A 14501-nucleotide genomic window follows, 5' to 3' on the forward strand; every position below is an offset into this window, starting at 1 on the left:
TATGAAGGTCATCGTCCCCGTCAAACGCGTGGTGGACTACAACGTCAAGGTGCGCGTCAAGGCCGACCAGTCCGGCATGGACCTGGCCAACGTCAAGATGAGCATGAACCCGTTTGACGAGATCGCGGTCGAAGAAGCCGTGCGCCTGAAAGAAAAGGGCGTCGTCACCGAGGTCATCGCTGTTTCCTGTGGCGTCACGCAGTGCCAGGAAACCCTGCGCACCGCCATGGCCATCGGCGCCGACCGCGCGATCCTGGTGGAAACCGCCGAAGAACTGCAACCGCTGGCCGTGGCCAAGCTGCTCAAGGCGCTGATGGACAAGGAACAGCCCGGCCTCGTGATCCTGGGCAAGCAGGCCATCGACGACGACTGCAATCAGACCGGCCAGATGCTCGCCGCCCTGGCCGATCTGCCGCAGGGCACCTTCGCCAGCAAGGTCGAAGTGGTCGACGGCAAGGTCAACGTGACCCGTGAAGTGGATGGCGGCCTGGAAACCCTGAGCCTCAGCCTGCCGGCCATCGTCACCACCGACCTGCGCCTGAACGAGCCGCGCTACGTGACCTTGCCCAACATCATGAAGGCCAAGAAGAAGCAGATGGACATCGTCAAGCCCGAAGACCTCGGCGTGGACGTGAGCCCTCGCCTCAAGACCCTGAAGGTCAGCGAGCCGCCCAAGCGCGGTGCCGGCATCAAGGTGGCCGATGTGGCCGCCCTGGTGGACAAGCTCAAGAACGAAGCCAAAGTGATCTGAGGAAGAAACAACATGACCGCACTCGTCATTGCCGAACACGACAACGCCAGCATCAAGGGCGCCACGCTCAACACCGTCACCGCCGCCGCCCAGTGCGGGGGTGATGTGCACGTGCTCATCGCCGGCCACAACGCCGGCCCCGCAGCAGCCGCCGCTGCCCAGATCGCGGGCGTCGCCAAAGTCATCCACGCCGACGCCGAGTACCTCGCGCACGGCCTGTCCGAAAACATGGCCGCCCAGGTGCTGGCCATTGCATCGGCCTACAGCCATATCCTGTTCCCTGCCACCGCCAGCGGCAAGAACATCGCCCCGCGCGTGGCCGCCAAGCTCGACGTGGGCCAGATCAGCGACATCACCAAGGTGATCGCCGCCGACACCTTCGAGCGTCCGATCTACGCCGGCAACGCCATCGCCACCGTGCAGAGCGCCGACGCCACCAAGGTCATCACCGTGCGCACCACGGGCTTTGATCCCGCCGCCGCCGCCGGTGGATCGGCCGCCGTGGAAACCCAGGCAGCGCAGGCCGACAGCGGCAAGAGCACCTTCATGGGCAGCGAGATCGCCAAGAGCGACCGCCCCGAACTGACCGCCGCCAAGATCATCGTCTCGGGTGGCCGCGCGCTGGGCAGCGCCGAGAAGTTCAACGAGGTCATGACCCCGCTGGCCGACAAGCTCGGCGCCGCGCTGGGCGCGAGCCGCGCCGCGGTGGACGCGGGCTACGCCCCGAACGACTGGCAGGTGGGCCAGACCGGCAAGATCGTCGCGCCGCAGCTCTACGTGGCCTGCGGCATCTCGGGCGCGATCCAGCACCTGGCCGGCATGAAGGACAGCAAGGTGATCGTGGCGATCAACAAGGACCCCGAGGCCCCGATCTTCTCGGTGGCCGACTACGGGCTGGAGGCCGATCTGTTCACCGCCGTGCCCGAGCTGATCAAGGCGCTGTAAGCACCGCATCACCGGCAAGGGCATCGTTCGCGATGCCCTTGTTGTATCTGTACTTCCCGAAGAACCACTGGAGACATTCGAATGAGTTACGTCGCTCCCCTCAAAGACATGCTGTTCAACATGCAGCACCTGGCGCGCATCGACCAGGTGGCAGCTTTGCCCGGTTTTGAAGACGCTGGCCTCGATACCGCACAGGCCGTGCTGGAGGAGTGCGCCAAGCTCAACGAAGGGGTGATCGCGCCGCTGAACTGGGAAGGTGACAAGTACCCGTCTTCTTTCCACGACGGCAAGGTCACCACCACACCCGGTTTCAAGGAGGCCTTCAAGCAGTACGCCGAAGGGGGCTGGCAGGGTCTGCAGCACCCGGTGGACTTCGGTGGCCAGGGCCTGCCCAAGACCATCGGTGCGGCCTGCGGCGAAATCCTCAACAGCGCCAACATGAGCTTCGCGCTCTGCCCGCTGCTGACCGACGGCGCCATCGAAGCGCTGATCACGGCGGGGTCCGATGAGCTCAAGGCCATCTACCTGGAAAAGCTGGTGAGCGGCGAGTGGACCGGGACCATGAACCTGACCGAGCCGCAGGCCGGCAGCGATCTGGCCGCCGTGCGCAGCCGCGCCGAACCCCAGCCCGACGGCAGCTACAAGGTGTTCGGCACCAAGATTTTCATCACCTACGGTGAGCACGACATGGCCGAAAACATCGTCCACCTCGTGCTCGCGCGCGTGACCGGCGCGCCCGAAGGCGTGAAGGGCATCAGCCTGTTCGTGGTGCCCAAGTTCATGGTGAACGCCGACGGCTCGCTGGGTGCGCGCAACGACGTGCATTGCGTGAGCATCGAACACAAGATGGGCATCAAGGCCTCGCCCACCGCCGTGCTGCAGTACGGCGACCATGGCGGCGCCGTGGGCTACCTCGTGGGCCAGGAAAACCGTGGCCTGGAGTACATGTTCATCATGATGAACGCCGCACGCTACGCTGTGGGCGTGCAGGGCATCGCGATCGCCGAACGCGCCTACCAGAAGGCCGTGGGTTACGCGAAAGACCGTGTGCAGAGCCGCCCGGTCGACGGCTCGCTGAGCGCCGCCGCGCCCATCATTCACCACCCCGATGTGAAGCGCATGCTCATGACCATGCGCGCCAGCACCGAAGGCTGCCGCGCCATGGCCGCCGTGGCCGCTGCCGCCTACGACGCGGCCCACCACCACCCCGATGCCGAAGCGCGCAAGGACAACGCCGCCTTCTACGAATTCCTGGTGCCGCTGGTCAAGGGCTACAGCACCGAAATGAGCCTGGAGACCACGTCACTGGGCGTGCAGGTGCACGGCGGCATGGGCTTCATCGAAGAGACCGGCGCAGCCCAGTACTACCGCGACGCCAAGATCCTGACCATCTACGAAGGCACCACCGCGATCCAGGCCAACGACCTCGTGGGCCGCAAGACGGCACGCGACGGCGGCACCAACGCCAAGGCCATTGCCGCGCAGATTGAAAAAACCGAAGCCGAGCTGGTGCAGCGCGGCAGCGTCAATGCGCTCGCCGTGGCCAAGCGCCTGACGGCCGCACGCCAGGCCTTCGTGGATGTGGTCGAGTTCATCGCAGCGAACACCCGCGGCAACCCCAACGCCGCGTTCGCCGGCAGCGTGCCCTACCTCATGCTCGCGGGCAACGTGGTGGCGGGCTGGCAGCTGGCGCGCGCGCTGCTGGTGGCCGAAGACCAGCTGGCCGCCGGCACCGAGACCGCGTTCATGCAGGCCAAGATCACCACCGCTCGCTTCTACGCCGACCACATCCTGAGCCGTGCCCCGGGCGTGCGCGACAGCATCTGCGAAGGTGCAGACGCGGTCACCGCCATGGCGGTCGACGCGTTCTGATGCGGCTGTGTTCTGTTGCTGCGGCGACAGGACACGGCGAATGGCTGACCCAGAATCCAGCCTGCTTTCTGCATTCCCCAACGGAGACAACATGACCCGCCAACGCTACCTGCCCCCGGTGCTGAAGAACATCCAGTTCCCGGTGATCGGCTCACCGCTGTTCATCATCAGCAACCCCAAACTCGTGATCGCCCAGTGCAAGGCCGGTGTGGTGGGCTCCATGCCCGCGCTCAACGCGCGCCCGGCGTCGCAGCTCGATGAATGGCTGGCCGAGATCACCGAGGCCCTCGCCGCGCACGACGCCGCCAACCCGGACAACAAGGCCGCACCGTTCGCGATCAACCAGATCGTGCACAAGAGCAACGACCGGCTGGAACACGACATGGAGCTGTGCGCCAAGTACAAGGTGCCGATCATCATCACCAGCCTGGGTGCGCGCGAGGATGTGAACCAGGGCGTGCACAGCTGGGGCGGTGTGGTGCTGCACGACGTGATCAACAACGTGTTCGCGCACAAGGCGATCGAGAAGGGCGCTGACGGTCTGATTCCGGTGGCAGCGGGTGCGGGCGGGCATGCCAGCGTGAAGAGTCCCTTTGCGATGGTGCAGGAAATCCGCGAGTGGTTCGATGGTCCGGTGGCGCTCTCGGGCTCCATCGCTTCGGGCGGTGCAATTCTGGCCGCGCAGGCCATGGGCGCCGATTTCGCCTACATCGGATCGGCCTTCATCGCCACCGAGGAGGCGCGCGCGGTCGACGGTTACAAGCAGATGATCACCGAGTCCAACTCGGACGACATCGTCTACAGCAACTTCTATACCGGCATCCACGGCAACTACCTCAAGGGCAGCATCCGCAATGCCGGCATGGACCCCGAGAACCTGCCCGAGAGCGATCCGAGCAAGATGAACTTCGCTACCGGCGAAGGCAGCAACAGCGCCAAGGCCTGGCGGGACATCTGGGGCTGTGGTCAGGGCATCGGTGCGATTCGCGAGGTGCTGCCGGCGGCCGATCTGGTGGCCCGCTTCAAGCGCGAATACGCCGAGGCCAAGGCGCGCATCTGCATGGGCTGACCAGGTCAGACGCCTTCCTGCAACCGGCCCCTGTGGCCGGTTGTCTGTTTTCAGGGTGTGGTGAATCCCGCCGCCTTGTGGCAGCCGTCGCGATAGGGCTTGTGGGCCGAATGACCGCAGCGGCACGGCGTGGTGCGCGGAGACACCCGGCGCTGGCCATTGAGCATGAAATGGCCCTTCAGTGGCAGGTCACGCTACCGACGGCGGTCGCCACGCCTTGTGTCGCCGGCTCAGCGGTGGTGTTGCCGGTGCCAGTGTCGATAGGGTTTGATCTGGTTGCCGATCAGGCCACCGATCGCGGCGCCGCCCAGGGTGCCCAGGGCGTCGCCGCCGGTCAGCACGGAGCCGCTCACGGCACCGATGCCGGCACCGATGGCGGTGTTTTGGTCGCGTGGCGACATGCCGGCGCAACCGCTCAGGGCCACGGCCAGCAGCAGGCCCGGCAGCGCGCAGCGCCGGGCCGGAGTCATGTGCTTGTTCATGGTGCTCTCCTGCAAAAAGCCGGCCCGGGACCGGGGGCGATCCCGGGGGCGATTTCATTGTGGGCACCGCGGGCAATGGACGCTGTATCAAGGCGTTGCCCGATCCGGCGAAGAGCCGCCTGATCGAGCCAACAAGGCCGTCGCATCTGGCGTTGCCTGGGTTACAAAAAAATGCAAGCGGCCTCGGCAGGGTTGCTCGGCGCGCCGTTCAAGCGGGGTTGTGCCCGCTGTTCAGCTCGCCGTGGCGTCCTGTTGTGCCAGGTGATCGGCCAGCACGCCCGCCAGCCATTCCATCACCACCCGCACCCGCTTGGACAGGTTGCGCCGGTGCGCGTACAGCAGGGTCAGTGGCATGGGGCGCGCCCGCCAGGCGTCGAGCACGCGCACCAGCCGGCCCTGCGCCAGCAATTCCTGCACCCCCAGCAGCGGCACCTGGATCAGGCCCAGCCCGGCCAGGCAGGCGGCGGTGTAGGCCTCGGCGCTGCTCACCGTGACCGCGCCTGCCATGGGCATGCTGTGGTCCTGCGCGCCGTCCATGTGCTCGAAGCCGCCGGCCGGTGCGCCCAGGGTGGTGGCGTAGTGCACCAGCTGGTGCTGCGACAGGTCTTGCAGCGTCAGGGGCACGCCGTGCGAACGCAGGTAGCCGGGGCTGGCGCAGTTCACCATCTGCATCTGCCCCAGCGGCCGCGCCACCAGGCTGCTGTCCGCCACCGGGCCCACACGCAGCACGCAGTCGAAGCCCTCGCGCACCACGTCCACGCGCCGCTCGGTGGTGCTGATCTCCAGCGCCAGCCGCGGGTGTTGGGCCAGCAGCTCGGGCAGGCGCGGGATGACGGCGTTGCGCGCCAGGCCGGTGGACATGTCGATGCGCACCCGGCCCTGCAGCGGCGCGCCACCCTGCTGCTGGAACAGCGACTGCAGTTCGTCGATGTCGGACAGCACGTCCTTGCAGCGCTCGTGGAAGACCTGGCCGTCCTGCGTCAGCTGCACGCGCCGCGTGGTGCGGTGCAGCAGGCGCGTGCCGAGCTGGTTTTCCAGCTGCTGCACGGCGGTGGACACGCTGGCCTTGGGCAGGCCGAGCTGCTCGGCCGCCTGGGTGAAGCTGGCCAGCTCGGCCACCCGGGCAAAAATTTCCATGCGCTGGATGAGGCTCATTGTTCTTTTAATCCGAACAAACAAATCAATGAAAGGCAATTTATCAGATAAGAGCAGATCAATAGACTGCCTTCCATCGACCCAATCCGAATGAAGGAACCCACCATGAACCCGACCACCCCCACCGCATCCGCCGCTGTGACCCCCATCGCCCTCATCACCGGCGGCAGCCGTGGCCTGGGCCGTGCCACCGCGCTGCACCTGACCAGCTTGGGCAGCGATGTCGTGCTCACCTACCGCAGCCAGCAGGTCGAGGCCCAGGCCGCGGTGGCGCAGATCGAGGCGCAGGGCCGGCGCGCCGTGGCCCTGCCGCTGGACGTGGCCGACAGCCGCGGCTTCCCCGCCTTTGCCGCCACGCTGCGCGACACGCTGGCGCGGCACTGGCAGCGCGAGCGCTTCGACCACCTGGTGAACAACGCCGGCGTCGGCGTGCACGCCAGCTTCATGGAGACCACCGAAGCGCAGTTCGACGAGCTGGTGAACGTGCACCTGAAGGGTGTGTTCTTCCTGACGCAGCAGCTGCTGCCACTGATGGCCGACGGCGGGCGCATCGTCAACCTGTCGTCCGGCCTGGCGCGTTTCGCGCTGCCCGGGTACGCCGCCTACGGGGCCATGAAGGGCGCGGTGGAGGTGCTCACGCGCTACCTGGCCAAGGAGCTGGGCCCGCGCGGCATCGCCGTCAACGTGGTGGCGCCGGGCGCGATCGAAACGGATTTTGGCGGCGGCGCGGTGCGCGACAACGCCCAGCTCAACGCGGTGATCGCCTCGCAGACGGCGCTCGGCCGCGTGGGCCAGCCGGACGACATCGGCGGCGTGGTGGCCTCGCTGCTGCAACCCGGCAACCGCTGGATCAACGCCCAGCGCATCGAGGCCTCGGGCGGCATGTTCCTCTGAGGCCGAGGCGCCTGTGCTTCAGGGCTTGATCGCGTTCTGGATCAGCTCCAGCAAGGACGATGGGCGGAACGATTCGAGCAAGCCCGGTGGCTGGGCGTATTGCACGCCCGTGTCATCGGCGATGCGTTCGGCCCAGCCGCCATTGGTCCATTCGCTGTAAAGCCAGTCTCCGTTTTCGTACACCAGTCCGGCCGGGGTTTCGCCCGGCGCTGCCTCCGGCACACCCTTGAGCGCTGCACCCATGTAGTCCATCCAGATCGGCAGGGCGGCCCGGCCCCCCGATTCGCGGCCGCCCAGGCTGCGCGGTTTGTCGTACCCCATCCACACGGCAGTGGCCAGCGTGGGGTGGTAACCGGTGAACCAGGCGTCCACCGCATCGTCGGTGGTCCCGGTCTTGCCGTAGACGTCGTTGCGCTTGAGCTGCGCCTGGGCGCGGGCCGCGGTGCCGGTGCGCGTCACGTCGTTCAGCAGGCTGCCCATCACGAAGGCGTTGCGCTCGGGGATCGCGCGGCTCTCGTTGGTCAGCGGCGCCGGGGGCGGCGCTTCAAACAGCACCTTGCCGTGCGCGTCGGTGATCTTCTCCACCACCACCGGTTCCACGCGCCAGCCACCGTTGGCCAGTGTGGCGTAGGCCCGCGCCATCTGCAGCGGCGTCACGAGGCCGGTGCCCAGCGCCAGTGTCAGGTTGTCGGGCTGGCGGTTGGCGTCGAGGCCGAAGCGGGTGGTCCAGTCGCGTGCACGCTGGGTGCCCACATGCTGCAACACGCGCACGCTCACCAGGTTGCTTGATTTCGCCAGGCCTTCGCGCAGCGTGATCGGGCCGCTGTAGTCGCCGCTGCTGTTGTCCGGGCTCCAGCCGTTGGGTGCGGTGAAGGGCAGGTCGTCCACGATGGTGGCGGGCATCACGCGCTCTTCGAGCGCGGCCGACACCAGCAGCGGCTTGATCGCCGATCCCGGCTGGCGCCAGCCCTGGGTGACGTGGTTGAAGGGCTGGCGCGTGAAGTCGAAACCCCCGACCAGCGCACGCACGCGGCCGGTGCGGGTGTCCAGCGCCACCAGCGCCGCCTCGGCTTCGGGCCATTGAGAGATCGCCCAACTCTTGCCGTTCCTGACCACCCGCACCACCGAGCCACGCTGCAGCTTGAGCGGGGCCTTGGCCGCTGGCTGGAGCGCGCGCTGCGCCCAGCGCAGGCCTTCGCCCTGGAGGGTGATGCGCTCGCCCGTGGCCAGCTGGGCACGCACCTCTTTCGCGCTGGCCGTCACGACGATGGCCACACGCAGGGTTTCATCGTCGTGGTGGTCCTTCAGCGCTTCGGCTGCGGCACGCTCCAGCTCGGCGCCGTTGCCCGAGGGCAGGGTTTCCTGGCTTTCCGGACCGCGCCAGCTGCCGCGCCGGTCGAACGCCAGCACGCCGCGTTGCACCGCGTCGTGGGCCGCGCGCTGGTCGGCCGCGCGCAACGAGGTCGTGACCCGCAGGCCGGTGGAGTAGGCCTCGGTGCCAAAGCGCTCCACCACCACGCGGCGCGCCATTTCGGCCACGTGGGCGGCGTGCACGCTGCGTTGCCCGGGCGACCGCAATTTCAGTTTTTCGGCGCGCGCGGCGGCCAGCTGCTGCTCGGTGATGGCGCCCACGGCGAGCATGCGTTGCAACACGACACGCTGGCGCTGTACGGCGCGCTCGAAGTTCGCCACCGGGTTCGCGTAATAGGGGTTCTGGGGCAGGCCCGCGAGCATCGCGGTTTCGGCCAGCGAGAGCTGGTCCATGGACTTGCCGAAGTAGGTCTGTGCGGCGGCCGCGAAACCATAGGCTCGCTGGCCCAGGAAGATCTCGTTGAGGTAGATCTCCAGGATGCGGTCTTTCGAGAGCGCGTCTTCCACCTTGAAGGCGAGCACGATTTCCTTGGCCTTGCGCTCCACCGAAAACTCGCGCGTGAGCAGCATGGTGCGCACGAGCTGCTGCGTGATGGTGCTCGCTCCCTGGCGGCGACCCCCGGTCAGCGCCGCCACCACCGCCCGCGCCATGCCTTTCGGGTCAACGCCCGAGTGTTCGCGAAAACGCGCGTCCTCCACCGCCAGCACGGCGTCCTGCAGCCGCTTGGGCGTGCGGGCAAGCGGCACGTATTCGCGCCGTTCGGCACCGAACTGCGCCAGTTCCACGCCGTCGGCGGTGAAGACCTGCAGCGGCAGTTTGGGCTGGTAATTGACGATCCGGTCGATCGGCGGCAGATCGAAAGTGGACGCTTGAACCACCGACGCGGTCAGCAGCAGTGGGGCAGGGATGATGAGCGCCAGGCTGAGAAACAGGCGGCGCGAATGACGCAATGACATGGGGAAGGATTATCCTGTGCCCGGGTATGCCGCTGATGAACGGGGCGTAACCGAATGTGCCATCATGCTTTTCGACACACTGGTTTCTCGCTTGACGGCCCACAATTGCTGCAATGCAGCAGAACGAGCCCCCCATGACCGAAAAACCCTTGAGGGAGAACGGCCACACGGTCTCCAGCGACCACGCCCCCGCGCTTGGGCGGAGAGGGCGCTTTCGCCTGTGGTGGCTGGGTGTGGCTGCGCTGCTCCTGCTGGGCACCGCGGCCGCCGTGCTGTTGCCCTTTGAGGCGCGCACCTCCCGTCTGCAGGCCTGGGTGCTGGGCCGCTACGCCGCACCGCTCGGTTTCGAGGTGGCTTCGGGGCCCAGCAATCACATCCGGTTTCCGAAACAAGGCCCGTTCGACGAACGCCTGGGTTACACCCACATTCCCGCCTTTGTCGCCAGCCTCCAGGCCCGCGGTTTTGAGGTCACCGCGCAAGCCCGGCACAACCAGGCCCTGCTCGCGTACCAGGACCGCGGCCTGTACGCCCCGTACGCCGAGAAGGCCCAGGCCGGCCTGACCGTGCTCGACTGCCACCGCACGCCGATCCACAGCTTCAGCTACCCGTACCGACAGTTCGATCGCCTGGGGAGCGTGCCTCCGGTGGTCGCGCAGGCGCTGCTGTTCATCGAAAACCGCGACCTGCTCGACCCCGACCGGCCGCAGATGAACCCGGCCGTTGACTGGGTGCGTTTCACCCGTGCCGTGCTCGGGCAGCTCGGCAGCCGGATCGACGCCGAGTTCGACACGCCCGGCGGCAGCACCCTGGCCACGCAGATCGAAAAATTCCGCCATTCGCCCGGGGGCATCACCCACAACGAGCGCGAGAAGCTGCACCAGATGATGTCTGCCGCGGTGCGGGCCTACCAGCAGGGCCAGGACACGCTGCCGGTGCGGCGCCAGATCCTGCTCGACTACCTCAACACCGTTCCGCTGTCGGCCGCGCCGCGCCATGGCGAGGTGCACGGGCTGGCCGATGGCCTGTGGGTGTGGTTCGGGACCGAGCTCGACCGCGCCCGCTTCCTGCTCACGCCCGGGCCGGGCCTGGGCGAGAACCAGACCGAGCGCGGTCAGGTCCTGCGCCAGGTGGTGGCCCTCATGGTGGCGCACCGCCGCCCCTCCTGGTACCTTGCCCAGGGACGCAAAGACCTCGACGAAACCACCGACGCCTACCTGCGCCTGCTGGCCACCGAAGGCATCATCGACACCGGCTGGCGCGACGCCGCCCTGCGGCAGCGGCTGGTGTTCCGCGACATGGTCCGCCACCCACCGCTGTTGCCGACCAGCCATGGCAAAGGCAGCACCGCGGCGCGCAGCCGCCTGGCCGGGTGGCTGGGCACATCGCTCTACAGCCTCGACCGGTTTGACGCCACCCTCGACACCACGCTGCACGGCGAGCTGCAGGACACCGTCAGCGCCTACCTGGGCCGCCTCACCGATCCGGCCTTTGCACGCTCGCAGGGCCTCATGGGCGAGCGCCTGCTGCAGCCCGCTTCACTGGGCGCTGTGCGCTACAGCTTCACCCTGCTGGAGCGCACGCCCCAGGGCAATCTGGTGCGCGTGCAGACCGACACCACGACACAGCCGCTGGACATCAACGAAGGCAGCAAGCTCGAACTCGGCTCCACCGCCAAGCTGCGCGTGCTGGCCACTTACCTGGAACTGGTGGCCGGGCTGCACGCGCGCCTGGCCCCGCTGGAGCCGAAGGCCCTGCGCGCGACCGCTTTCGACCGGCAGGACACGCTCACCCGCTGGGCCGTGCAGCACCTCGCCAGCGCCAAAGACCGCAGCCTCGACGCCATGCTGCTCGCAGCCCTGGAGCGCCGCTTTTCGGCCGATCCCGGCGAGCGCTTCTTCACCGGCGGCGGCGTGCACAGCTTCAACAACTTCAGCGACGACGACAACACGCGCACGCCCACCGTGCGCGAAGCCATGCAGGCCTCCATCAACCTGCCGTTCGTGCGTGTGCTGCGCGAAGTCGTGCGCCACACCATGTACCAGGTGCCCGGCAGCACCGCGCGGCTGCTCGAAGACAACAGCGACCCGCGCCGCGGGGCCTACCTCGCCCGCTTCGCCGACCGCGAAGGCCAGGTCTTCCTGCGCCGCTTCTGGCGCAAGACCGACCGGCGCAGCACCGACGAACTGCGTTCGGTGCTGCTCGAAGGCCTGCGCCCCACGCCCGAGCGCCTCACCGCCGTGTTTCGCTACCTCGAACCCGCGGCAACGCCCGAAGCGTTGGGCCAGTTTCTGCGCGAGCGCATCGGCGAGGAAGCACCCGACGCGACCCGCGTGCAGAGCCTCTACAGCCGCTACGCGCCCGATGCCCTCGATCTGCCCGACCGCGGTTATGTGGCCGGTGTGCACCCGCTTGAACTCTGGCTCGTCGCCTTTCGCCTGCAGCACCCGACGGCGACTCTGGGCGAGGCCATCAGCGCCAGCCAGAGCGAGCGCCAAGCGGTCTACGGCTGGCTGTTCCGTACCCGCGTCAAGAGCGCGCAAGACACCCGCATCTACACCCTGCTGGAAGTTGAGGCTTTCCTGGACATCCACCAGCAGTGGGCCCGGCTGGGCTACCCGTTTGGCCACCTCGTGCCCTCGCTGGCCACGGCGCTGGGCAGCTCCGGCGACCGGCCCGCGGCGCTCGCCGAGCTGATGGGCATCATCCTCAACGACGGCGTGCGCCTGCCCACCCGCCACCTCACGGGCATGCATTTCGCCAGCGGCACCCCCTGGTCCACCGCCTTGGGGAGCGCGCCCGTGAAGGGGGAACGCGTCATGGCGCCCGAGGTGGCGCGGGCGCTGCAACGGGCCTTGTCCGAGGTGGTGGAGCGGGGTACCGCGCGTCGCCTGGCCGGCAGCTTCCGCACCCCGGGTGGCGAAGACCTGTCACCGGGCGGCAAGACCGGCACCGGCGACAACCGCGTGGTCGTGCGCGGGCGCGCCACGCTGGCGCTCAACCGCACCGCCACCTTTGTCTTTCACCTCGGTCCGCGCTATTTCGGCAGCGTCACCGCCTATGTTGTGGGACCCGATGCCGCGCGTTACCGCTTCACCTCGGGCCTGCCGGTGCAGGTCCTGGGGTCGCTGGGGCCGACCCTGATGCCCTATCTGGATGCGGCGTCCGGCAACGGCTGCCCGATCGCACCGTCTTCCTGACCCGGGGTGTCCGCCAGTGCCGGATTCACCGGCTGCTCGCGTGGCAGGTGCATCACCGCTTTGCGCGGGTCGTCGGCCAGTTCATCCAGCGCTCGGTGCAGGCGCTGCAGCGTGCGCCTGGCCTCCACGCGCTCATCTTCTTCCGTGGCGATTTCGCGCTCGGCCGGCAGCAGGGTGGAGACCAGGCGAAACCGCAGCGTGGCGTCGTCCGGCAGGATGGACGCCGGCTCCAGCCCCTTGGCCACGATGTGCTGCGCCAGCAGCTTGAGGTGCTCCGGTCGCTGGGGTCCCTCCACCAGGATCACAAAACGGGTGTTGGTCACGCGGCACACCGTGTCGACATCGCGCATCACGCGCGTGAGCCGCGCCGCCGCCAGCACCAGCGCGCGGTCGCCCGTGTCCTGCCCCAGGCGCACGCGGAGATCGGCGTGGTTGGACAGCTCCACCAGCAGCAGGGCGCAGTGGTGACCGTAGCGCCGCGCGCGGCGGATCGCGTCGCGCAGCCGCAGGTTCAGCACCGGCACGATGGTCAGACCGGTCAGCGGGTCGGTGGAATCGAGCGCACGCAGGCGCGCCCGGTTTTCGCTGAAGTCCTTCGCACGGCGGTGCAGGATGTAGAGCAGCAGCGGGATCTCGATCGCCGAACCGATCAGCACCGCGTACTGCGCGCCCCAGTTGTCGGGCAACACGCCGACCGCGCGCAGCGCCGGAAACGGGTAACCCAGGTGCACCGGCAGAAAACCCAGCGCCATCCAGCCCGCATACCGTTCACCCTGGCGCCAGGCCCACAGGCACAGCCCGATGCTCAGCAACACCGATAGCAGGCCATAGATGTTCAGCACGGCGAGCGCCGGCGCGCTCTGCAGCGTGAGGTAGGCCGCCGGGTACAGCAGGCCGAACACCGACCACGCCAGCGCCAGGCGGTCGAGCCCGCGGTGGTAGCGCGACAGGGAGCACACCTCGCGCACGAACCAGATACCCGAGCCCGTGAGCCAGAGCATGAACACTGCAGGCGCCGCGTTGTTCCACGCCGCCCACTGCGGCCAGAAGAACAGGCCACCCAGACCGGTGAAGGCCGTCTGAAAACCCAGCATGCAGGCCACGTAGACCACGTAAGCGACAAAGGCGCGGTCGCCGTAGAGCCGCGCGTGCACCCAGCCCAGGAACATCACGAGCAAGCCAAAGCCGAGGTAGCCGCCCACCAGCAGAAAGGTCCAGGAGCGCTTGTGCTGCAACTCGTCGGCGGTCAACAGGTAGGTGCGCGGGCTCACCGGTGCCGGCTTGTTCGCCAGCCGCAGCCACACCGTGCGCGGCGCTACCGTGTCGTGCAGCGCGAACACCGGCGACCGGTCGGGGATCGACCATTGCGCCACCGGCAGCCGGTCGCCCGCGTGCTGCGCCCGCCAGCCAGCAGCCGCATCGGACTGGAACAGGCTCGCCTGATCGGTGAAGGCCGCGCCATCGAGCATGAGCAACCAGCGCTGCGCCGGGTCCAGCGCGGGCAACTCCAGCCGCAGCCACAGCGCGCCGTCGCCGAGCGTGAAGCTGCGCTGCTGTGCCATGGGCAGGAACTGATCAACCGGTGCCTGCGCGACCGCGTCGATGCCGGCCTGGCCGGTCGGGTCCACCCAGTAGCGGGTCTGCGGGGGCGCGTCCTTTCCACCCGTTCCCGCCTTTGCCCATCCCATGCCGCCCGCCAGCAGCGCCAGCAGCGCAAGCAGCGCAAGCAGCATGGCGCGTGTCAGCCAGTGGTGGAAAGGGGCGAGGTTTCGCATCGGCTCTATCGTACCGGCCATCGACCCGACACT

10 protein-coding genes are annotated in these 14501 nt (G+C 68.1%); 6 read left to right on the plus strand and 4 right to left on the minus strand.

Translation table 11 applies throughout. From position 1 onward, the window contains the following. The first annotated feature begins 1 nt into the window (after position 1). The 4 genes from ACN5W5_RS18785 (at position 2) to ACN5W5_RS18800 (ending at position 4637) form a co-directional block, all read left to right on the plus strand. Complete coding sequence (locus ACN5W5_RS18785) at positions 2-751, plus strand: electron transfer flavoprotein subunit beta/FixA family protein (RefSeq protein ID WP_420048748.1); 750 nt, start codon at positions 2-4, stop codon at positions 749-751. A gap of 12 nt (positions 752-763) precedes the next feature. Further along, positions 764-1696 (plus strand): electron transfer flavoprotein subunit alpha/FixB family protein, encoded by a 933-nt coding sequence (locus ACN5W5_RS18790; RefSeq protein ID WP_420049988.1) that lies wholly within the window; start codon positions 764-766, stop codon positions 1694-1696. Positions 1697-1777: 81 nt separating this feature from the next. Continuing rightward, complete coding sequence (locus ACN5W5_RS18795; protein ID WP_420049989.1) at positions 1778-3568, plus strand: acyl-CoA dehydrogenase; 1791 nt, start codon at positions 1778-1780, stop codon at positions 3566-3568. 91 nt (positions 3569-3659) lie between these two features. Beyond that, a complete protein-coding gene (locus ACN5W5_RS18800) occupies positions 3660-4637 on the plus strand; it encodes an NAD(P)H-dependent flavin oxidoreductase (protein ID WP_420049990.1) in 978 nt (325 codons plus the stop codon). A gap of 230 nt (positions 4638-4867) precedes the next feature. On the opposite strand, the gene ACN5W5_RS18805 is transcribed toward ACN5W5_RS18800, so the two are convergent. After that, positions 4868-5107 (minus strand): osmotically-inducible lipoprotein OsmB, encoded by a 240-nt coding sequence (locus ACN5W5_RS18805; protein ID WP_420050198.1) that lies wholly within the window; start codon positions 5105-5107, stop codon positions 4868-4870. 243 nt (positions 5108-5350) lie between these two features. After that, complete coding sequence (locus tag ACN5W5_RS18810) at positions 5351-6274, minus strand: LysR family transcriptional regulator (protein WP_420049991.1); 924 nt, start codon at positions 6272-6274, stop codon at positions 5351-5353. Between the two features lie 105 nt (positions 6275-6379). Between ACN5W5_RS18810 and ACN5W5_RS18815 the strand changes: the two genes are divergently transcribed. Further along, a complete protein-coding gene (locus tag ACN5W5_RS18815) occupies positions 6380-7168 on the plus strand; it encodes an SDR family NAD(P)-dependent oxidoreductase (protein WP_420049992.1) in 789 nt (262 codons plus the stop codon). A gap of 18 nt (positions 7169-7186) precedes the next feature. On the opposite strand, the gene ACN5W5_RS18820 is transcribed toward ACN5W5_RS18815, so the two are convergent. After that, positions 7187-9496, minus strand: a complete 2310-nt coding sequence (locus tag ACN5W5_RS18820; RefSeq protein WP_420049993.1) for a penicillin-binding protein 1A — start codon at positions 9494-9496, stop codon at positions 7187-7189. Positions 9497-9630: 134 nt separating this feature from the next. On the opposite strand from ACN5W5_RS18820, the gene ACN5W5_RS18825 reads away from it, so the two are divergent. After that, positions 9631-12693 (plus strand): transglycosylase domain-containing protein, encoded by a 3063-nt coding sequence (locus tag ACN5W5_RS18825; protein ID WP_420049994.1) that lies wholly within the window; start codon positions 9631-9633, stop codon positions 12691-12693. Here ACN5W5_RS18825 and ACN5W5_RS18830 read toward each other — a convergent pair. Continuing rightward, entirely contained in the window at positions 12642-14468 is a 1827-nt protein-coding gene (locus tag ACN5W5_RS18830) for a sensor domain-containing diguanylate cyclase (RefSeq protein WP_420049995.1), read from the minus strand. The two genes, ACN5W5_RS18825 and ACN5W5_RS18830, sit on opposite strands and share 52 nt — an antisense overlap. Positions 14469-14501: the final 33 nt, after the last annotated feature.

This window comes from Hydrogenophaga sp. ZJX-1, from assembly GCF_048590325.1.
Lineage (GTDB): Bacteria > Pseudomonadota > Gammaproteobacteria > Burkholderiales > Burkholderiaceae_C > Hydrogenophaga.